The sequence below is a fragment of the Streptomyces sp. NPDC002446 genome (assembly GCF_053595675.1).
The window spans coordinates 37,442-57,459 of sequence record NZ_JBSFYC010000050.1 but is presented as its reverse complement, the minus strand read 5'-3'; the positions used below and the strand labels follow the sequence as shown (position 1 = coordinate 57,459).

Here is a 20,018-nt window from a genome sequence, read left to right as displayed (position 1 = left end):
CGACTTCCCGGTCAGCTACGGCACCCCGGTCCTGGCCGCCACCGACGGCAGCGTTCGCACGCAGTGGAACTCCGCCTACGGGAACATGGCGATCGTGACGGCGTCCGACGGCACGGAGACGTGGTACTGCCATCTGAGCAGCACCAGGATTCGCTCCGGGACGGTCAAGGCCGGTGACACGATTGCCTATTCGGGCAACTCGGGGAACTCCACCGGTCCGCATCTGCACTTCGAGGTGCGCCCCGGCGGCGAATCGGCCATAGACCCGCTGCCCTGGCTGCGCAGCCACGGGCTCGACCCGAACTGAGCCCGCCTGGGGGCTGAGCCCGCCCGGGGGTTCGATCCCGGGATTTCGAAGTGCGTCCGACGGGATCCCCCTGGGCTTGGATGGGGCTACCGCGTCCCCGGCGTCCCGGCGTTCCAATCTCCTGCTGCAGCGTTTCAATCTCCCGCTGCGCTGGTCGCTCCGCCCCCGCCCCCGCGCCATCGGTCCGGCTGCCCCTGCGCCCCGCCGCTGCCTCCTCCTTATACTCCGGCAACGATTACGGAGTGTAATTGATTCCCGTTGATTGTTGCACTCTGTGATGGGAGGTGGCAAGGGCGAGTGGCTGACTGGGGCTAGAGCTTTTCTACGGGGGCGTAGCGCAGGAGGAGGCGCTTGGGCTTTTCGCTGCCGAAGTCGATGGTGGCCTCGGCGTTGTCGCCGCTGCCCTTGACGCCGACGACCGTGCCGAGGCCGAAGCTGTCGTGGGTGACGCGGTCGCCGACGGCCAGGGAGACCACCTCGCGGTCCTTGGCGCGTCGGGTGGCGAAGCCGCTCGGGCCCTTGGCGCGGGCCGAGGAGAGCGTGGCGCCGACGCCCCCGCCGAAGCCGCCACCGCTGCCGCTGCCGCTGCCGCTCCGCGAGGAGAGGCCGCCCATGGACGCCGACGGTGTCGCGGGACCGGTGCGCCGCCACTGGACGTGGTCGTCCGGGATCTCCTCCAGGAAGCGCGAGGGCGGGTTGTACGACGGCTGGCCCCAGGCGCTGCGCATCGTCGAGCGGGTGACGTAGAGCCGCTCGCGGGCGCGGGTGATGCCGACGTAGGCCAGCCGGCGTTCCTCCTCCAGCTCCTTGGTCTGGCCCAGTGCGCGCATGTGCGGGAAGACGCCGTCCTCCATGCCGGTCAGGAACACGACGGGGAATTCCAGGCCCTTGGCGGTGTGCAGCGTCATGAGGGTGATCACGCCGCTGCCCTCCTCGTCCTCGTCGGGGATCTGGTCGGAGTCGGCGACCAGCGCGACCTGTTCGAGGAAGTCGGAGAGGGTGCCTCCCGTGGCCGTTCCCGGGCCTGCTTCCGGGGCCGTTCCCGGGGCCGTTTCCGGTGCCGCGGCGGCCTCGCCGCGGTCCTGCTCGAATTCCAGGGCCACGGCGGCGAGTTCCTGGAGGTTCTCGATCCGGGTCTCGTCCTGGGGGTCGGTGGAGGCCTGGAGTTCGGCGAGGTAGCCCGTGCGCTCCAGGACGGCTTCGAGGATCGTGGCGGGTCCGGCGCCGGACTCGACGATCGTGCGCAGCTCCTCCATCAGGACGTTGAAGCGCTTGACGGCGTTGGCGGAGCGGGCCGCCATGCCGTACGCCTCATCGACCCGGCGCAGCGCCTGCGGGAAGGTGATCTTCTCGCGTGCCGACAGGGCGTCGATCATCGCCTCGGCGCGCTCGCCGATGCCGCGCTTGGGGACGTTCAGGATGCGGCGCAGCGGGACGGTGTCTTCGGGGTTGGCGAGCACCCGCAGGTAGGCGAGGATGTCGCGGACCTCTTTGCGCTCGTAGAAGCGCACGCCGCCGACGACCTTGTAGGGCAGTCCGACCCGGATGAAGATCTCTTCGAAGACACGGGACTGGGCGTTGGTGCGGTAGAAGACGGCGACGTCGCCGGCCTTGGCGTCGCCGGCGTCGGTCAGGCGGTCGATCTCGTCGGAGACGAACTGCGCCTCGTCGTGCTCGGTGTCGGCGACATAGCCGGTGATCTTGGGGCCGGCGCCGGCGTCCGTCCAGAGGTTCTTGGGGCGGCGGTTCTCGTTGCGCTCGATGACGGCGTTGGCGGCGGACAGGATCGTCTGGCTGGAGCGGTAGTTCTGCTCCAGGAGGATCGTCGTGGCGTCCGGGTAGTCCTCCTCGAACTGGAGGATGTTGCGGATCGTGGCGCCGCGGAAGGCGTAGATGGACTGGTCGGCGTCGCCGACGACGCACAGCTCGGCGGCAGGGATGTCGGCGGTTCCCTGGCCGACCAGTTCGCGTACGAGGGTGTACTGGGCGTGGTTGGTGTCCTGGTACTCGTCGACGAGGACGTGGCGGAAGCGGCGGCGGTAGTGCTCGGCGACGTCGGGGAAGGCCTGGAGCAGGTTGACCGTCGTCATGATGATGTCGTCGAAGTCCAGGGCGTTGGCCTCGCGCAGCCGTGCCTGGTACATCGCGTACGCCTCGGCCAGCGTCTTCTCGAAGCCGTCGGCTGCCGTCCCGGCGAAGGTCTCCTCGTCGATGAGCTCGTTCTTGAGGTTGGAGATCTTCGCGCTGAAGGACTTGGGCGGGAAGCGCTTGGGGTCCAGGTCGAGGTCGCGGCAGACCAGGGCCATCAGGCGCTTGGAGTCGGCAGCGTCGTAGATCGAGAAGGAGGAGGTGAAGCCGAGCCTCTTGGATTCGCGGCGCAGGATGCGCACGCAGGCGCTGTGGAAGGTCGAGACCCACATGGCGTTGGCGCGCGGGCCGACCAGTTCCTCGACGCGCTCCTTCATCTCACCGGCGGCCTTGTTGGTGAACGTGATCGCGAGGATCTGGCCGGGGTGGACGTGGCGCTCGGCGAGGAGATGGGCGATGCGGTGGGTGAGCACCCTGGTCTTGCCGGAGCCGGCGCCGGCGACGATCAGCAGCGGGCTGCCCGCATGCACCACGGCGGCTTTCTGCTCGTCGTTGAGCCCTTCCAGCAGCGCCGCGGGGTCGATGGCCGGGCGGGCGGCGCCGTCGCGGTAGTACGCCTCCCTGTGCACGGGCGCGTCGAACTTCCCGTCGAAGAGGTCGGCGGGGATCTCCTCCGGGGCGGGCTCGTGCTCGTCCTCGGGGGGCGGCGGGGGTTCCTCCTCGCCCTTGTGGCCGAGGTCCGCCAGGAAGCTGTCGTCAAAGAGGCTGCTCATCGCCCACCGAGTCTAGGCCGCCGCACTGACAACGCGCCGGGGAGTGGGTGATTGCCCGTCTCGGGGGGAGCGGGGACTGCCTCGCAGGGCGGCGGGCGGGGGCGGGAACGGCCCTCTCTGGTCCTCTCCGGTCCGGAGAGGGCCGGTCCGGTTCCGCTCTGGCCCTCTCCGCTCCGGTCCACTCCGGCCCGCTCGTCCACTCCGGCCCCACCCCGTTCGGCGCGCCTACCCGAAACAGACATCTGCCGCAACACTCCCCGCGCCGCATTCAGGTCACGAAAAGGTTTCGGGCATATCGAACATCAGCCTTCACAGAAGCCACACGAGTTGGCTAACGTCCTCGCTCAGGCAGCCCGCAACCCCGCGGTCGACAGCGTCCGCACGGGCAGCCCGCGCCGAGTCCGGCCCTGCCGCCAGGCACCCGGAGCCGGGGACCCACCAGCACCACCGGGGTGAATCGATCCTGCGCCCGTCACCGACGGACGCGCGGACCGTAGGGCAAGCCTTCCGTCTGCGACACCGCCCGAACCCGACAGCTAACCCGGTAGGCGGTCCACGGAAGGAGTTGCCGGCCTTGGCGTCCCATCGCAAGCCGCGCACCAGCGTTCTCATCTCGCCCGGGAGCCGGCGTACGGCGGCCGGGCTCACCACCGCCGCACTCGCCTCGGTCACCCTGCTCTCGCAGTCCGCCGACGCGGCCCCCAGAGCGCCCAGGCCCACCATCGAAGAGGTCAAGCAGAAGGTCGACGGCCTCTACCGCCAGGCCGAGGTGGCCACCCAGAAGTACAACGCCGCCAAGGAGCGCGCCGACCGCCAGAGCGCCACCGTCAACGATCTGCTCGACGCCGCCGCCAAGCGCGCGCAGAAGATGAACGACTCCCGGCGCGAACTGGGCACCTTCGCCTCGGCGCAGTACCGCACGGGCGGTATGAACCCGACGGCGCAGCTGATGCTCGCCGAGGATCCGCAGCAGTTCTTCGACCGCAGCCACCTGATGGAGCGGCTGACCAGTCGGCAGAAGCAGGCGGTCACCGACTATCAGGAGCAGGCGGCGGCAGCGGCGCACCAGCGGGCCGAGGCGAGCCGCAGTCTGGAGCGGCTGCAGAAGTCGCAGGCCTCCCTGAAGGAGTCGAAGGCGTCGGTCCAGGGGAAGCTGGCCGAGGCCCGGCAGCTGCTGTCGCGGCTGACCGCCCAGGAGAAGGCGCGGCTGGCGGAGCTGGAGCGCCGGCGGGAGGCGGAGGCCCAGCGCAAGGCCGAGGAGGAGGCGCGCAAGCAGCGGGAGCGGGAGCGTCAGCGGCAGGAGGACGGTGGCGGCTCGGCCGGTGGTGAGACCGGCGGCGAGACCGGTGGTGGCACCAGCGACGGCGGCTCCACCGGGGACTCGTACGCCGCGAAGGCCGAGAAGGCCCTTGCGTTCGCCCGCGCGCAGATGGGAAAGCCGTACGTCTGGGGCGCGACGGGCCCCAACTCCTATGACTGCTCGGGGCTGACGCAGGCGGCGTGGAAGGCGGCGGGGGTCGAGCTGCCGCGGACGACCTGGGACCAGGTCAAGGTCGGCGAGCGGGTGGCGACCAAGGATCTGCAGCCCGGTGACCTGGTGTTCTTCTACGACGACATCAGCCATGTCGGCATGTACATAGGCGGCGGCAAGATGATCCACGCTCCGAAGCCGGGTGCCAACGTCCGGGAGGAGTCGATCTACTACATGCCGATCTACGGGAGCGTCCGCCCGGCCTGAGCCCCCCCCACGGGCCCACCCCCCACACGCCACCGCGCGGCCACCGGTTCCGGTTCTCCGGAGCACGGTGACCGCGCGGTGTGCCGTCGTGGTGCGCGGCGTGTGCCTGGTGGGGCGCACGGTGTGCCGTCGTGGTGCGCGGCGTGTGCCTCGTGGGGCGCACGGTGTGCCGTCGTGGTGCGCGCCGTCGTCAGGTCCAGAGCACGGCGATGAAGATGTTGGCGACGGTGAGCGCGCCGACCGCGCCGAACAGCGGCTTGTCGACCGTCTCGTCGTCCCGCTTGACGTAGACCAGCGCCAGGATCACCACCAGCAGGGCCATCTTGATGCCGATCTTGATGTTGTTGACCGGGTCGTCCTGGGCCTGGTTGAGGCCGACCAGCACGATGCCGGTGACGAGCATCGTCAGCGCGCCGTGCAGCATGGCCGGCACGAAGCGGGCGGTGCCCGCGCTCATCGCCTTCATCTGGGTCAGGAAGCCGCCCAGCAGGGAGGCGATGCCGATGATGTGCAGGCCGACGAAGACATTGATTACTACGTCCATAGTGCTGGATCGTAGCCGCCGTATAGCACGGCCTTTGCGGCAGGGCGTCCACAATCGCCGCTTCGGTCACGGCAGACCCGTCCCGGCGTGCAGGCGGCGGCGCGGTGGTCAGCGGCGCACCGGCCGCGGTCGGATGCGAACAATGCCGGCCAAGCGGACTCACCCCCGTGACGTCCAGGTTTAGCGTCCTCCTCCAGGCGGCCGACAGCCCGCCGACGCCCGGCCTGGCCGGGTGTTCTGTCGGCCGCCCCGCCGGGAGGTACGGCGGCGGCCGGCTCGCTGGGAGCGGACCGCCGCCGGGCCCGCGGCCCGAAGGGAAGGAAGTGACGGCCACCGTGGCCTCGCACCGCAAGCCCAGGCAGCATCCGCTCGCCTTGCTCACCGGCGGCGGCTCGCGCAGTGCGCGCACCGCCCGTACGGCGGCCACCCTCGCCCTCGCGGGCGCCGCCACCGCCACCGCCTTCGAGGGCACCGGCCAGGCGGCACCCCCGCCCACCCCCGCCCAGGTCAAGGACCGGGTCGACGCGCTGTACCAGGAGGCAGAGGTGGCCACACAGAACTACAACGGCGCCAGGGAAGCCGCCGACACCGCACGCGAGGAGCTGAGCAGACTGCAGGACGAGGCCGCCCGCCGGGCCCAGGAGCTGAACGCCGCCCGCGCCGAGCTGGGGACCCTGGCGGCGTCCCAGTACCGCGCCGGCGGCGTGGACCCGGCGGTGGGGCTGCTGCTCTCCGCGGATCCGCAGCGCTATCTGGACGGCGCCGCGGTGCTGGAGCGTGCGGGCAGCCACCAGGCGAGTGCGGTGGCCGGTTACGCGCGCCGGCTCGGCAGCGTACGGCAGGTCCGGCAGCGGGCCGAGGACACCGCGGAGCGGCTGGCGTCCACCGAGTCCCGGCTGAGGAAGCACCGGGTGACCATCGTCCGCAAGCTGGACGCCGCCGAGCAGCTGCTGGACCGGCTGACGGTGGAGCAGCGGCGCCTGGTGGCGGGCGGGAGCGGCTCCGGCGGCGGCCGCGCGGACCGGGGGGCGGGCCGTGGTGACGGTCTCCTCGGCGGGATCCCCGCCGGCTCCGGAGCGGCCGCTGCCGCGGCGGCGTCGGCGCTGGCCCCCAACTCCCGTGCCGCCCAGGCGGTGTCGTTCGCCTACTCCGCCCTCGGCAAGCCGTACGTGTGGGGCGCGACCGGCCCGTCCGCCTACGACTGCTCGGGCCTGACGCAGGCGGCGTGGAAGTCCGGCGGTGTCGTGCTGCCCCGCACCACCTACACGCAGATCAACTCGGGGCCCCGTATCGACAGATCCCAGCTCGCCCCCGGCGACCTGGTGTTCTTCTACACCGGCATCAGCCATGTGGGCCTCTACATCGGCGACGGCAAGATGATCCACGCCCCCCATCCGGGCGCGCCGGTGCGCATCGCTCCGATCGACCAGATGCCCTTCGTGGGGGCTACGCGGCCGGCGTAGAGCCTCGGGCGTAGGGCCTCGGCGTCGGGCTTCGGCGTAGGGCCTCGGTGTCGGGCCTCGGCGTCGGGCCTCGGTGTCCGGCCTCGGTGTCCGGCCTCCCCCGCCGGGCGGTCAGGCCGTCATGGCTTCAGCTGCGTCCCCAGCCAGCGGAAGATCTCCGGGACCTGCTGGAGCCAGACCGCGGTGGTGTGGCCGCCCGCGTTCGCCGCGATCTGCCGTACGGTCACGGTGGTCGGCTGCTTCGCCAGCTGGCGCAGGCCGAGGCCCGCCTGGTAGCCGTCGCCCGCGGCGCCGGAGACGTACAGGGCGGTGCGGGGCGGCTTGCCGGCGGCGTTGGCGGACTTCAGGATGTGCAGCGGATTCGACGCGATGCGCAGCTGGGGGTCCTTGCCGGCGAGGGAGTCCCGCTCGAGGGCCGGGTCGTTGTAGCCGGACATGGCGACCGCGGCGCGGTAGCGGTCCGGGTGGGACAGGGCGAGCTTGGCGGCGCAGTGGGCGCCCGCCGAGTAGCCGGCCAGGGCCCAGGAGTCGGGCTTGTCGCCGGCCCGGAAGTTGTCGATGACCATCTTGCGTACGTCGACGGTCAGCCAGCTGTCGGCGTTGACCTTGCCGGGGATGTTGACGCAGCCGGTGTCGGCGCCGGTGAGGATGTTGGTGCGCGGCGCCACCAGGATGAACGGCTTGACCTCGCCGCGCTGCATCAGCGGCCTGAGCTGCTCGGCCACGTGCAGGGACCCGAACCAGGCCTTGGACGAGCCGGGGTAGCCGGGCAGCAGCTCGACCACCGGGAACGTGGTGTTCTTGTAGGCGGGGTCGTTGTACTGCGGCGGCAGCCATACGTACACCTCGCCCATCACGCCCGAGATGCGGCCCTGGAGGTCGGTCATCTGGACGCCGGTGCCCATCCGGGGGTCGCCCGCCGGGCGGAACTTCTGGATCTGCTTAGGCTCGTTCTTGATCTGCCGGCCGCCCATGCCGTCGGGGCCGAGGTCCTTGGCGGCCGCGACATGGCTGTCGGTGCCGAGCAGATCGCCCCAGGTGTCGTAGAGGTTGTTGGCGTTGTTGACCAGGACGAAGACCAGGGTGATGGCCGTGACCTGGGCGAACAGCAGCATCAGGAGCCGGGCGAGGCCGCGCACCAGGCGCGGCCCGGCTATCCGGCTCCACAGGGCGAGCGGCAGCACCACGGCGACGATCAGCAGCGCGACCGAGGTGAGGAAGAAGGGCGTGCCCGTCAGGCTCATCGGGATCTCGCTTCCAGGACAACTACGCGAAGGACGTGGGGGTGGTTCCGGCCCCGCCTCCGGCAGTGAGCCTCTCCGCGCCCTTAGATGGCGATCCGCGTGGTCCTGGTTGCCCGGCTTCGGTCCTTCTTTGCCCCTTCCCGCCCGTACTCGTCCTTTTCCCGCCCGTACTCGTCCTTCGCCGTCACACCGTCGTCCGTCGCCGGGCGGCGGTAGGCGGCTCCCGGGCCTTTCCGGCCCTGACCCATCGGACCGGCCCTGGTCCGGCCGCAGGTCGGGACGTCAGACCAGGCGGCGGGCCGCGGCCCAGCGCGTCAGCTCGTGGCGGTTGGACAGCTGGAGTTTCCTCAGGACCGCCGAGACATGGGATTCGACCGTCTTGACGGAGATGAAGAGCTGCTTGCCGACCTCCTTGTACGCGTAGCCGCGGGCGATCAGCCGCAGGACCTCGCGCTCGCGCTGGGTGAGGCGGTCCAGGTCCTCGTCGATCGGCGGGGCGTCGGAGTTGGCGAAGGCGTCCAGGACGAAGCCGGCCAGCCGCGGGGAGAACACCGCGTCGCCGTCGGCGACCCGGAAGATCGCGTTGACCAGGTCCGTACCGGTGATCGTCTTGGTGACATAGCCGCGGGCGCCGCCGCGGATGACGCCGATGACGTCCTCGGCGGCGTCGGAGACGGAGAGCGCGAGGAAGCGGACCGGGCGCTCGGCGTCGGCCATCATTTCGGCGCTGCGGCGCAGCACCTCGACGCCGCCGCCACCGGGGAGGTGGACGTCCAGGAGGACGACCTCGGGGCGGGTGGCGGTGATGACCGTGACCGCCTGGTCGACGTCGGCGGCCTCGCCGACCACCTCGACGCCGGTGCTCTCGGTCTGGCCGATCTCGGCCTGGACGCCCGTACGGAACATCCGGTGGTCGTCGACCAGCACGACCCGTACGGTCCGGCCGCCGGCCGCCGCGTCGTCTGTTCCGTCCTGCTGTGCGTCCTCGCTGCTCATGTCCTTTGCCCGTCCTTCGCTGTCTGCCCGGTCTTCGGTGTGTGCCTGGCCTTCGGTGTCTGCCAGGCCTTCCATGTCTGCCCGGTCATCATTCCGTTCCCCGGCCGGGGCTGCCGCCGGCTGCGGCCTCCCGGGCCCCGTCATAGGTCACGCTCCGTCTCGGCGCGCTCCATCTCCAGCTCGACGACCGTGCCGCCCTCGGGGGCGGAGCGCAGCCGGGCCGTGCCGCCGTTGCGTTCCATCCGGCCGATGATGGACTCGCGTACGCCCATGCGGTCGGCGGGGACCGCGTCCAGGTCGAACCCGGGGCCGCGGTCGCGCACCGAGACGAAGACCGTACGGCCCTCGACCTCGGCGAACACCTGCACCGCGCCGCCGTCGCCACCGTACTTGGCGGCGTTGACCATCGCCTCGCGTGCGGCCTGCAGCTGGGCGTCCAGCGGCTCGTCCAGGGGGCAGTCGCCGACGACCACGACCTCGATGGGGACGCCGTGGTCGTCCTCCACTTCGGCGGCGGCCTTGCGGACCGCCTCGGCGAGGGTGGCCGGCTCCTCGTCCTCCTCCTTGCCGCGGCCCTCGGGCTTGTAGAGCCAGGCGCGCAGCTCGCGCTCCTGGGCGCGGGCCAGGCGCGCCACCTCTCTGGGGTCGTCGGCGTTGCGCTGGATCAGGGTGAGGGTGTGCAGCACGGAGTCGTGGACATGGGCGGCCACCTCGGCGCGTTCCTGGGCGCGGATACGCATCAGCCGCTCCTCGGAGAGGTCCTGCATCATCCGTACGAGGTAGGGGCCGGCGAGCAGCGCTATGCCGACGACGACGGCGAGCGCGGCCTGCAGGACCGAGCCCAGCAGCCGCACCGAGCCCTGCAGCACGACGATGCCGGTGACGCCGACGCAGACCAGCAGCACTCCGGCCGCGCCGCGCAGCACGGGCAGCAGGGCTTTGCGGCGGCCGAGCTCCAGCCACTGGGCGCGGCGGGAGTTGTCCGCCTGGCGCCACACCAGGGCGACGCCGGCGCCGATCAGCAGCACCGGCCACAGATAGCCGTCGGCCTGGCCCAGCTGGAATCTGGAGGCGATGACGGCGGCGCCGATCAGCAGCGCGATCAGCGCGAAGACCTGGCCCTTGTCAGGCTTGTGCCGCAGCAGCCGCCGCTTGTCGTCGCCCGGGGCGTGCGGGCGGTGTTCCACGCCGCCGACGCCGAGCGGGACGAAGAACCAGAACGCGGCATAGAGCAGGGCGCCCATGCCGTCGGCCATGAAGAGGGCCACGAAGACGACACGCACCCAGGAGACGGGCAGCCCGAGATGGCCTGCGAGTCCGCGCGCGACGCCGCCGAGCAGCCGCCCGTCGGCGCTGCGGTAGAGCTTGCGCACGGGCGGGTCGTCGGGGTCAGGCACCGGGGCGTAGGCCGTGTCGGGGCGGGGTGGCGCGGTGGTCATGCTTCTGATGGTCACACGCCGCGGGAGCCCGGACATCAGGGTCAACCCTGATCGAACCCTGGCTCACGGCGGATTCCTCAAACCGCACATTCCCTACCGGTGACTGACACTACTTGTGGCTGAAGCCATCGCACACCGCATTGAATACCGGCTTGTACTGCGGCCACAGGGCATCGGGCGCGGACAGATAAATCGCGTACTCGTTGTCGCCCTCGCGCCCGAATCCCAGATCCGTGGCACGGTACATGCGGGCCGACCCCTGAAACAGGTACTCCCAGATGGCCGCCGGCTGACCCCGGTAAGTGCTGCCCTGCAACCGCAGCCGCGAGTAGCTGTGGCCTTCCCTGGCCTGCTGCGTCTTCACCTGCTGCTCGACCTGCTCAAAGTGCCGGACCGGGTCCGCGCTCGCAAAGCTCAGCACGCTGATCTTCAGGTTGACCTTCCGGGTGGGGTCGATGTAGTTGACCTCGTTGAGCTGCGGCTTGTAGAGACGTGTCCACCCGTCGGGAACCGGAAAGGAAATGCCGAACTCCTTTTCCGTGACCCGGTGATATCCGTCCGGAGTGGGCGGCAGTTTGGTCGGGCTCGGCTTCGGCTTCGGCTTTGCGGCGGGCGGCTTGGCCTTCGCATCTCCCGGTCCCTGGTTCGTCGAAGGACCGAGATATCCGGCCGTGTACAGCACGCCGCCGGCGATGGCCATGGCGGCGAGGGCGCCCGCGACACCCCATACGACGGCACGGCGGCGGCCCCCGGAAGCGGGCCGGGGAACGGCCTCGGTTGGGGATTCGGGTACGGGCTCCGTCCCTTGGCCCGTCGTGGGCTCGGGGGACGAGGACCACGGCGCCTGACGGGTGGACAGCCCCGTCCCGTCGCCTGCGGTCGGCTCTCCGCCGCCCGCCCCACCACCGGAGTACAGCGGCGCACCGTGCCCCAGCACGGCCGTCTCCACATCCGCTTCCGCCGCCCGCAGCGCCCGCTCGACGACCTCGGCCGTCGGCCGGTCAGCCGGCTCCTTGGCGAGCAGCGCCTCGATCAGCGGGGTCAGCGGCCCGGCGTTGCGCGGCGGCTCGAACGGGTCCATGGCGATGGCGTACGCCGTCTCGACGGCGGTGTTCTTCCGGAACGGGGGGCGTCCCTCGACCGCCTGATAGAGCGTCGCGCCCAGCGCCCACAGGTCGGAGGCGGGGCCCGGGGTGCCGCCCTTGACGCGCTCGGGCGCCAAGTAGTCGATGGAGCCGACCAGCTCGCCGGTCTTGGTGAGGGTCGAGGTGCCGGTGGCGACGGCGATGCCGAAGTCGGTGAGCACGACCCGGCCGTCCTCACCGAGCAGCACATTGCCCGGTTTGACGTCGCGGTGCAGCACACCGGCGGAGTGTGCGGCACGCAGCGCCGCGATCATGCCGCGGCCGATCCGCGCGGCCTCGCGCGGGGTGACGGAACTGCCGGAGCGGGCCGCGTCCTTGATGGCGTCGCCGAGTGTGGTGGAGGGGACGTACTCCATGACGATGCAGGGCAGGCCGGCGTCGTCGACGACGTCGTGCACGCCCACCACGTTGGGGTGGTTGATGCGGGCCGCGGCCTGCGCCTCCCGGGTGGTGCGTTCGTGGCGGGTCGCCAGTTCGTCCGGCTCCAGCTGCGGCGAGACGTGCAGGCGTTTGACCGCGACCTGACGCCCGAGGAGTTCGTCCCGGGCCCGCCAGACGGTGCCCATACCGCCTTGGCCTATCCGTTCGACCAGGCGATATCGCCCGGCGACCAGTCGCCCCTCGTCCACCGACGCCGCCTCCGCCACCGCACGCCCCTCCGGAAACCCGTACGTATCCAGGGCGCAACGATAGTCTCCGGCGTCGGCGAACAGGCCTCCGGCCACCGCGCGTCCCGGCCTGTGTTCCGGTCGCGGGGGCGGCCTGGTGGCATATGCGAACCCGCGAGGGATTTTGGAGCCCCCTGAGGCATGCCGGGGTCACGGGTCGCGGATCTCAGGGATCCGCCAGGGTTTCCACGGATGCCGCAGCCGCGGCGATCTTGTCACCATGGGTTCATGAACGAAGCAGCCCCCGGCGAGGAGCCGGCGACCTCCGGCCCTGCCGGTCCCCCTTCCGCGCATGCCCCGCTGCGCCGCAGCCGACGGCACAAGGTCGTCGGCGGGGTGTGCGGCGGGCTGGGCCGGCAGTGGGATCTCGACCCGGTCATCTTCCGGGTCGTGCTCGCCGTGCTCGCCGTCGGCGGCCTCGGCCTGATCGCCTACGGCTTCGCCTGGCTGCTGATCCCCGTGGAGGGCGAGGACGAGAACGAGGGCCGCAGGCTGCTCTCCGGCCGTGTCGACGGCCAGGCGCTGACGGCCCTGCTGTTCGCGCTGGTCGGCTGCGGACTGTTTCTGACGACCCTCGCCAAGGGCAGCATGATGTCCTTCGCCGTCATGCTGACGCTGGCGGTGGCCGGCTCCGCGTACTGGTCACAGCGGCGCAGACAGGCGCAGGCGCAGGGCCCGGAGTCGATGGACGCCGCCACGGCCCAAGCGGTGGCCGACGCCCCGCCGGAGACCACGGCGCCGCCCGCGCCGGCCGGTCCCTCGTGGTGGCGGGCCCCGCACTCCAGGGACACGGGCGGCCCGGCCTATCTGTGGGGCCCCGAGAACACCCCGCTCCCCCTCGACGTCAACTACCAAGGCGGACATGGCGCGGGCGCGGGCAGCGCACCGCGGCGGGAGGCCGCCTGGCCGGCCGCGGGCCGCCCGCCCGGTCCGGGCGTGCCGCCGCACGGCGCCCACCCCGTCGGCGTCGCGCGCAGAACGCGCCGCGACGGCCGGCCGATCGGCGGCTGGACGTTCCTTGCCGCAGTGCTCGCGGGCGGCGCCACGAGCGCCGCCGTCTTCCGGCACCACGCCCTGGCGCCGTCCCTCCAGGCGGGGCTGGCGGCCGCGCTGGTCGTCTTCGGTCTGGGCCTCGTCCTCAGCGCCTGGTTCGGACGCACGGGCGGCGGCACGGTCTTCATGGTGGTGACGACGGCCGTACTGCTGGCGGGCGCGACGGCGCTGCCCGACAACATCACCACCGACTGGCAGAACCGCACCTGGGCCCCCACCACCCTCGCCGGCGTCCGGCCGCACTACGAACTGGGCTCGGGCCAGGGGGAGTTGGACCTCAGCGAGCTGCCCCTCAAGGACGGCCGTACGGTCCGCACCGGCGCGGAGGTGGGCGCCGGCCGCCTTGAGGTGACGCTGCCGCAGGGCGTCACGGCCCGGCTGCATATCTCGCTCGGCCTCGGCGACATCCAGTTGCCCGGCGACGCGCCGGATGACGTGGACCTCTCCGCGGGCGACCAGCGCACGGTCACCCTGCCCGCCGACGGTCTCAAGAAGGGCGAGAAGCCGCGCGGCTCGCTCGACCTCGATCTCGACGTCGGCGCCGGCCAGGTGGACGTCCGGCGCGCCGCGCCCGCCGCCCCCACTCCCCAGGGAGCCGCCCGATGAAGCGCCACCCCTTCGAACCGGCCCGCCTGGTCTGCGGCTTCACCGCCCTCGCCCTGGGCATCGGCTACGGCCTCGACGCCCTCGGCATCTGGTACGCCCCCGGCCTCGGGCTCTTCCTCGCCCTGCCCGCCGGGCTGCTCCTCGCTGGCGCCACCGCCACGGTCTGGGCGAGGACCCGCCGCCATCGCACCCGCGACACCGACGAGCCGCCCGCACCGCAGCACCCCTGAGCCTGGCCCGCCCGGGGGCCGCCCGCCCATGAGGCAGCCGAACGGGCAGGGCGGCCCATCGGACAGGCCCTGGCCGACGGGGACGGGCCGACGGGCACGGGCCGCCCCCGCCGTCCATGACCCGTCGGACAGGCCCCGTCGGACAGGGCGGCCCATCGGGCAGGCCTAGCCGAACAGCTGCGCCCCATGGCGTTTGCGGCGGTTGTCCCAGGCCGCGTCCAGGGAGAACCTCGGGGTGCCGGCCAGCAGGAGGGGGAGCCAGGCCATCAGGTAGGCGAGGTCGTTGCCGTAGTAGTACGGCGCGGTCGCCCAGCTCACGGTGAGCCAGAGCGTCAGCGAGATCAGTGCGCCGCCGAACGCCGCCAGCCGCCCCAGCAGCCCGAGGAGGGTGCCAAGTCCCACGGCCAGCTCACCGGCCGCGATGGCGTAGCCGAAGCCGACGGGGCTCTTCTGCGCGAGGTCCACGAGTTGCGGCAGCGCCGCCGTGTCGTGGACCTGGCGCAGCATCTCGCCGAGCGAGCCGGTGCCGCCGGCCGCCAGGAACGCCGGGTCCGTGAGCTTGTCCAGGCCCGCGTAGAGGAACGTGGCACCCAGGAAGACACGCAGCGGGAGCAGCGCATGACGCGCCAGCTGCGCGCGCAGCCCGGCGCCGGATCCGTCGGCGCCCGCCCCTGCCCAGTCGGCACTCATCGTGCGATTCGCGTGAACCATGACGTCCGCCTCTCCGTTGCCACCGGGAGCAGACGATTGTGCCCGCGCCCGCGCCTCAGGGGGAGATACGTACGCGCGTGTGCGAGAGGTTCAACGGACCGATGCACTTCGGGCAGGTGACGCACACAGAATCCCCACGCACGGCACCGGCGCCGACGGCGCACCGCGCCGGCAGTACCACCGCATCCCGCACGAGAAGGCCCCCCGGCACACCCCGGCCGCACCACCCCACCCCGCCCAAAGGGGCCGGGCCCCCGTACACGCCCCCGTCAGTCCACGACATCCAGCGGATAACCGTTCGTCTCCACTCCCGCCGCCGTGATCACCCGGACCTGCACCCGGCCCGGCTCCACGTCGACCGGCACCGGAACGGTCAGCACCCCGTCCGTCGGGTTGGCGAAGCCGCCGGGCACCGGCACCAGCGGCACCGGGACATGGACGCCACCGATGCGTACGACGGTGCGGGCGAGCCGGTCGGGTGTCGTGGCGCCCGGCGGGACGAAGCCGACGCCGCGGATCTCGATGTCGTCGCCGGTGCGGACCGGCGCGGCGAGGTCGCCGAGCTCGCGGGCGCGGACGACCGAGAGGATCACCGGGCGGCCGCCCGCCACCAGCTTCCCCATGAGGTACGTCGCCCCGGAGAGGGCCACCAGGGCCACCATGGCCCAGGGCAGCTGCGGCAGTTGTCCGGGCCGGGCCGCCAGCCGGACCAGCGCGAACGCCACCACAGCGGCGTTGACCAGGACGTACTGCACGTCCAGGAAGCTGCCCCGCCCGGCGTCGTCGGCCAGCAGGTCGGCCGCGCGCGGCCGCTGCGCGGGGACCTTCTGCAGCCGCCCGGTGCGCACCCGCGCGGCGACCACTCCGTGCGCCAGTACGGCCACCGAGCAGCCGAGGGCGAGCACCGCCAGCAGGCCGCCGGAGCGCTCCAGTTCCACGCCGTGGAGCAGACGGCGCCGCTCGTGCGGCGCGGTGGCCGCCGCCAGCTGTACGGCCGCCATCAGGACGGCGTACAGCGCCGCGGCCGCCCAGCCCGCGGCGACCGTCCGCGAGGTGGACAGCCGTCCGTCCTCGCCGATCAGCGGTGCCAGCGCCCCGCCGTGCGCGCGGTGCCGCTGGGCCGCCAGGGTCAGCACCAGCGCCAGGGCGACGGCCGCGGCCAGCGCCGCCGTACGGCCCGTCGTCCAGCTGCCGCCGATGGCGGTCAGCGCCTGCCCGAGCAGCAGGGCCACCACCGTGCTCCACACGGCCAGCAGGGTGCGCCACCGCACGGCGGCCAGCCAGGTGACCCCTTCGGCGGCGCCGCACCGGGCCACGTCGCGGGCCGAGAGGGTCAGTTCGTCGGAGACCCACTGGCGGGCCGCGCCGGCGGAGCGGGCGAGCCCGGACGGCACGCCGCGGCCGGCGGCGAAGTCCTCGCGCAGCGCGACAAACGCGGCGACCGCCCGCTGGTGCCCCGTACGGGCGCCGTGCGGGCACCGTCCGCATCGGCACTCGCCGCCGTCGGCGCGCGCCGCGCCGCCCTCCGGCTCGCCCGTTCCGGCCATCCTGCCCGCCGCCTCAACCGACACGTCCGTTACCGCCCCGCCACCGCTTGCCATCAACTTGCCGTATGTGAAGGGGAATTGTGCCCCATACAGCCGGGCCGGACATCAAACCTCCAGCTGGCGGCGGGTGGCGGGGCGCATCGGCGCGTTGACGCCCGCGGCCGCACCCGTACACCTGACCGCCGGCCGACCACGCAAACCCGGCGATTCCCCCGTTCGGGCGAACCGGGGCACGGCGAAGGCTGAGCCGCCCGCGCCCTGCGCAAGCTCTCGCCGTGTGCCAAATACACGGATCTCACGCACCGCACCGGCGAGTCGCAGAGCACGGGGGAGAGGGATTGCGCGAACGACAGGCACGGCGCCGGGGGCGGGCCGGCCTCGGCGGCACGGCCCGCCTCCGGACGGGGTTCCCGGCCGCCCCCGCCCCCCTCGCCCTTCTCGCCCTCCTCGCCTTCCTCCTGCTGGCCGGGCTCACCGGCCTGTCCGCGCTCTTCGCCACCGCGCCACCGGCGACCGCCCAGGGCCGGCACCACCGGCCGCCCGCCGGTGACAACTGCGCCTTCGCCGGGACCACTCCGCCCGTGGACGTACCGACCGGCTTTCCCATGCCGAGCGGCTGGCACTTCCCGTGCACCGCGACAAAGCGCCCGCCCGCCCCCTCGCCCGCACCGACGCACCGTCACCGGCCGCCGAAACCCCCGCCGCCACCGCCCGCGCCGCCACCACGGCCCGCGCCGCCCCCTCCCCCGCCACCGCCGCCTCCGCCTCCGCCGCCCGCTCCCCGCGCCCGCCCCACGCCACCCCCGCCGCCTCCGCCGCCTCCGCCCAAGCTCCTGCACGAACCGGCACCGTCCGCGCCGGCCCTGCCCCGCAGCTATGCGCGGGCGTCCCGTCCACCCCGCGAGGGGCGCTCCATGGTGACCACGACCTTGCTGATCACCGCTCCGGCCGTGCTGGCCGCGGCCGCCCTCCGTCCCCGTTCGAGCTCCTCGTCCGGTTCCGCCGGGCGCCGTTCCTCGTAGGAGGTCCCCATGTCGCAATGGCTGGTGCTGGGCATCGCCATGGCCGCGGTCTGCGGCGTCGTACTGCTGATCACCGTCCTCAGGGGGCGCCGGATCAGCGAGGACGACGACCCGACCGAAACGCCCGATGTGATCGAGTATCTGACGATGATGGTGGGGGTGGTGTACGCGATCGTTCTGGGTCTTGCCATCGCCGGTGTCTGGGAGGCCAGGAGCGCGGCCGAGGACACCGTACGGACCGAGGCGCAGGCGCTGCACGAGGTCAGCGTGCGGGCGCGGGCCTACCCCGCGCCGGTGCGGGACCGGATCCGCTCGGACGTCGACGCGTACGTCTCCCACGTCGTGCACAAGGAGTGGCAGGTCATGTCCGAACAGGGCGAGCTGACCGGGCGCGGCGACGATCTGCTGGCGAAGGTGCGGGCGGACGTCACCGACTACCACCCGGCCAACGACTTCGAGGGGCAGTCCTACCAGCCGCTCGTCGATCAGGTCGCGGTGGCGGACGGGGCGCGCTCCGCCCGTGCGGACGCGGCCGATTCGACGCTGCCGGGGGTGGTGTGGTTCGGGCTGCTGATCGGCGGCGCCATCTCCATCGGGGTGGTGTTCACCCTGCAGATCCGGCGCTCGGCGCGGGAGTTGCTGATGGCGGCGCTGTTCAGCGCGCTGATCGCCTTCCTGCTGTTCCTGGTCTGGGACTTCGACTCGCCGTTCAGCCGGGGCATCACCGCGAGCTCGGACCCGTTCATGGACCTGTTCCCCCGTCTGTGACCGCTTCTCGCACCGCGGCCGGCGCTCGCAGGGCACCGGCCGCGGTGCGGCCCGGCCGTCCGCTAGCCGAAGAGGTCGGGCTCGCTCCGCTAGCCGAAAAGGTCCGGCTCGCTCCGCACGATCTGCTCGTAGAGCGGCTGGTAGTTGATCCAGGCCACCAGGTCGTTGCCCAGCTGCTCGCGGGTGTGGACGGCGTTGCGGTGGTCGATCAGGACCGGTTTGCCGGCGGCCTTCGCGGTCAGCTGGACCTGGCACGACCGTTCCATCGTGAGGAACCACCAGGCCGCCGCGTCCACCGAGTCGCCGACCGTCAGCAGCCCGTGGTTGCGCAGGATGACGGCCTTGTGCGGCCCGAGGGCGGTGGCGATCCGGCGGCCCTCCTCCTCGTCGACGACCACGCCCGTGTAGTCGTCGTAGAGCGCGTGGTCCTCGTAGAAGGCACAGACGTCCTGGGTGATCGGGTCCAGCAGCTCGCCGAGGGCGGACAGCGCCCTGCCGTACGTGGAGTGGCTGTGGGCAGCGGCGACGACGTCGGGGCGGGCCTGGTGGACCTGTGAATGGATCGCGAACGCGGCCTGGTTGACGTGGTAGCGGCCCTCGACGACCTTGCCCTGCGCGTTGACCAGGATCAGATCGCCGATCGTGATCAGTGTGAACGACATCCCGAAGGGGTTGACCCAGAAGTAGTCGGGGAACTCCGGGTCGCGCGCGGTGATATGGCCCGCGACGCCCTCCTCGAAGCCGAAGCGCCCGAAGAGCCGCAGCGCCACCACGAGGCGCTCCTTGCGGTGGCGCCGTTCGTCCTCGACGGTCCGGTGCGCCGGCGGCATCGCGAAGTGCAGCTGGTCGGTGGGTATGGGCGTGGGTTCGGGCATCGCGGCTCTCCTCCTGGCACGTGCGGCACGTGGTGCGCGAGGCGGAAGCTACCCTCCACTACCGCAGGTAACCAGGGCCGCGGCAGGCCCGGTTGGGCCGCGGCGGCATCATGAGGACACCATGTGACGGCTCCGTGACGGCTCTCCGTGCGAGGACGGCACCGAGGACTCCGCGTGCGGGCTCCGCGTGCGGGCTTTGCGTCACGGCACCGCGTACGGCAGCAGGAAGCAGCAGGCAGCAGCACCGGGAACGGCAACGTCAACGGCACCAGAGGAGAACACCATGCGGTCGATATCGGTCAGCCGGGACATCGGCGCCACACCCCAGCAGATCTTCGCCGTCCTGCGGGACCCGGCACGCCATGCCGGACTGGACGGCTCGGGCATGCTGCGCGGCCGCCCCGAAGGCCCCTCGCCGCTGGGTCCCGGTGACCGGTTCAGCATGGGCATGGCGCAGGGGCGGATCGCCTACCGCTCGGTGAACGCCGTGGTGGAGTACGAGAAGGACCGGCTGATCGCCTGGGAGACCTGGGGCGAACTCCGCGGCCGCCGCCTGGTCGGCGGGCAGCGCTGGCGCTACGAGCTGACGCCCGTGACGGACGCGGCGGACCCGGCGTCCGGTCCCACCACCCGGGTCACCCACACCTACGACTGGTCCCGCGCCCGCCTCCCCCGCCTCGTCATCGAACTCCCCGGCTACCCCAGGCGGATGGGCCCGGCGATGGCCACGACGCTGCAGCGGCTGGCGGCGGCCGTACGGGACTGAAGCGGCGGGCGTACGGGGGGCTGCCGAGCCGGGGC

16 protein-coding genes, 1 pseudogene and 1 riboswitch are annotated in these 20,018 nt (G+C 72.4%); of the genes and pseudogenes, 7 read left to right on the top strand and 10 right to left on the bottom strand.

The window, feature by feature from the left end; all coding sequences use genetic code 11:
- Window positions 1–307 (top strand): M23 family metallopeptidase (locus ACWD6P_RS25410; protein ID WP_451446474.1); only part of this gene is annotated, 307 nt, incomplete at its 5' end.
- Window positions 308–618: 311 nt separating this feature from the next.
- On the opposite strand, the gene pcrA is transcribed toward ACWD6P_RS25410, so the two are convergent.
- Window positions 619–3,168, bottom strand: a complete 2,550-nt coding sequence (pcrA, locus tag ACWD6P_RS25405) for a DNA helicase PcrA (RefSeq protein ID WP_451446473.1) — start codon at window positions 3,166–3,168, stop codon at window positions 619–621.
- 383 nt (window positions 3,169–3,551) lie between these two features.
- A riboswitch (cyclic di-AMP (ydaO/yuaA leader) is annotated at window positions 3,552–3,735 on the top strand.
- A 7-nt stretch (window positions 3,736–3,742) separates the two neighbouring features.
- Here pcrA and ACWD6P_RS25400 point away from each other — a divergent pair.
- Window positions 3,743–4,906, top strand: coding sequence for an NlpC/P60 family protein (locus tag ACWD6P_RS25400; protein WP_451446472.1), 1,164 nt, complete (start codon window positions 3,743–3,745; stop codon window positions 4,904–4,906).
- 190 nt (window positions 4,907–5,096) lie between these two features.
- Here the strand turns inward: ACWD6P_RS25400 and ACWD6P_RS25395 are convergent, their stop codons facing one another.
- Window positions 5,097–5,450, bottom strand: a complete 354-nt coding sequence (locus tag ACWD6P_RS25395; RefSeq protein WP_451446471.1) for a hypothetical protein — start codon at window positions 5,448–5,450, stop codon at window positions 5,097–5,099.
- Window positions 5,451–5,773: 323 nt separating this feature from the next.
- Between ACWD6P_RS25395 and ACWD6P_RS25390 the strand changes: the two genes are divergently transcribed.
- A complete protein-coding gene (locus ACWD6P_RS25390; RefSeq protein ID WP_451446470.1) occupies window positions 5,774–6,913 on the top strand; it encodes an NlpC/P60 family protein in 1,140 nt (379 codons plus the stop codon).
- A gap of 119 nt (window positions 6,914–7,032) precedes the next feature.
- Here ACWD6P_RS25390 and ACWD6P_RS25385 read toward each other — a convergent pair whose 3' ends face one another.
- The 4 genes from ACWD6P_RS25385 to ACWD6P_RS25370 all read right to left on the bottom strand — a co-directional run bounded on the left by ACWD6P_RS25385 (window position 7,033) and on the right by ACWD6P_RS25370 (window position 12,303).
- A complete protein-coding gene (locus ACWD6P_RS25385; RefSeq protein ID WP_451446469.1) occupies window positions 7,033–8,157 on the bottom strand; it encodes an alpha/beta hydrolase in 1,125 nt (374 codons plus the stop codon).
- Window positions 8,158–8,439: 282 nt separating this feature from the next.
- A complete protein-coding gene (locus tag ACWD6P_RS25380) occupies window positions 8,440–9,153 on the bottom strand; it encodes a LuxR C-terminal-related transcriptional regulator (RefSeq protein ID WP_451446468.1) in 714 nt (237 codons plus the stop codon).
- A gap of 140 nt (window positions 9,154–9,293) precedes the next feature.
- On the bottom strand, window positions 9,294–10,592 hold the full coding sequence (locus ACWD6P_RS25375; RefSeq protein ID WP_451446467.1) for a PspC domain-containing protein: 1,299 nt from the start codon (window positions 10,590–10,592) through the stop codon (window positions 9,294–9,296).
- 109 nt (window positions 10,593–10,701) lie between these two features.
- Window positions 10,702–12,303, bottom strand: a complete 1,602-nt coding sequence (locus tag ACWD6P_RS25370; RefSeq protein WP_451446476.1) for a serine/threonine-protein kinase — start codon at window positions 12,301–12,303, stop codon at window positions 10,702–10,704.
- A 330-nt stretch (window positions 12,304–12,633) separates the two neighbouring features.
- Between ACWD6P_RS25370 and ACWD6P_RS25365 the strand changes: the two genes are divergently transcribed.
- Together ACWD6P_RS25365 and ACWD6P_RS25360 are read left to right on the top strand one after the other, a co-directional pair.
- Window positions 12,634–14,064: a PspC domain-containing protein gene (locus ACWD6P_RS25365; protein ID WP_451446466.1), complete on the top strand. Its 1,431-nt coding sequence runs from the start codon at window positions 12,634–12,636 to the stop codon at window positions 14,062–14,064.
- Window positions 14,061–14,294: a hypothetical protein gene (locus ACWD6P_RS25360; RefSeq protein ID WP_451446465.1), complete on the top strand. Its 234-nt coding sequence runs from the start codon at window positions 14,061–14,063 to the stop codon at window positions 14,292–14,294. The genes ACWD6P_RS25365 and ACWD6P_RS25360 overlap by 4 nt, the downstream gene beginning before the upstream one ends.
- Before the next feature lie 165 nt (window positions 14,295–14,459).
- Here the strand turns inward: ACWD6P_RS25360 and ACWD6P_RS25355 are convergent, their stop codons facing one another.
- The 3 genes from ACWD6P_RS25355 to ACWD6P_RS25345 all read right to left on the bottom strand — a co-directional run bounded on the left by ACWD6P_RS25355 (window position 14,460) and on the right by ACWD6P_RS25345 (window position 17,585).
- Window positions 14,460–15,005, bottom strand: coding sequence for a DoxX family membrane protein (locus tag ACWD6P_RS25355; RefSeq protein WP_451446464.1), 546 nt, complete (start codon window positions 15,003–15,005; stop codon window positions 14,460–14,462).
- Window positions 15,006–15,274: 269 nt separating this feature from the next.
- Complete coding sequence (locus ACWD6P_RS25350) at window positions 15,275–16,552, bottom strand: hypothetical protein (protein WP_451446463.1); 1,278 nt, start codon at window positions 16,550–16,552, stop codon at window positions 15,275–15,277.
- Window positions 16,553–17,426: 874 nt separating this feature from the next.
- Window positions 17,427–17,585 carry a hypothetical protein gene (locus ACWD6P_RS25345; protein WP_451446462.1) on the bottom strand — a complete coding sequence of 53 codons (159 nt, stop codon included), beginning with the start codon at window positions 17,583–17,585 and terminating at the stop codon, window positions 17,427–17,429.
- On the opposite strand from ACWD6P_RS25345, the gene ACWD6P_RS25340 reads away from it, so the two are divergent.
- Window positions 17,584–18,342, top strand: a complete 759-nt coding sequence (locus tag ACWD6P_RS25340) for a bestrophin-like domain (protein ID WP_451446461.1) — start codon at window positions 17,584–17,586, stop codon at window positions 18,340–18,342. The two genes, ACWD6P_RS25345 and ACWD6P_RS25340, sit on opposite strands and share 2 nt — an antisense overlap.
- A gap of 89 nt (window positions 18,343–18,431) precedes the next feature.
- Here ACWD6P_RS25340 and ACWD6P_RS25335 read toward each other — a convergent pair.
- A pseudogene (locus ACWD6P_RS25335) lies at window positions 18,432–19,220 on the bottom strand (class II aldolase/adducin family protein); the annotation flags it as partial.
- A 280-nt stretch (window positions 19,221–19,500) separates the two neighbouring features.
- Here ACWD6P_RS25335 and ACWD6P_RS25330 point away from each other — a divergent pair.
- Complete coding sequence (locus tag ACWD6P_RS25330; RefSeq protein WP_451446460.1) at window positions 19,501–19,983, top strand: SRPBCC family protein; 483 nt, start codon at window positions 19,501–19,503, stop codon at window positions 19,981–19,983.
- Window positions 19,984–20,018: the final 35 nt, after the last annotated feature.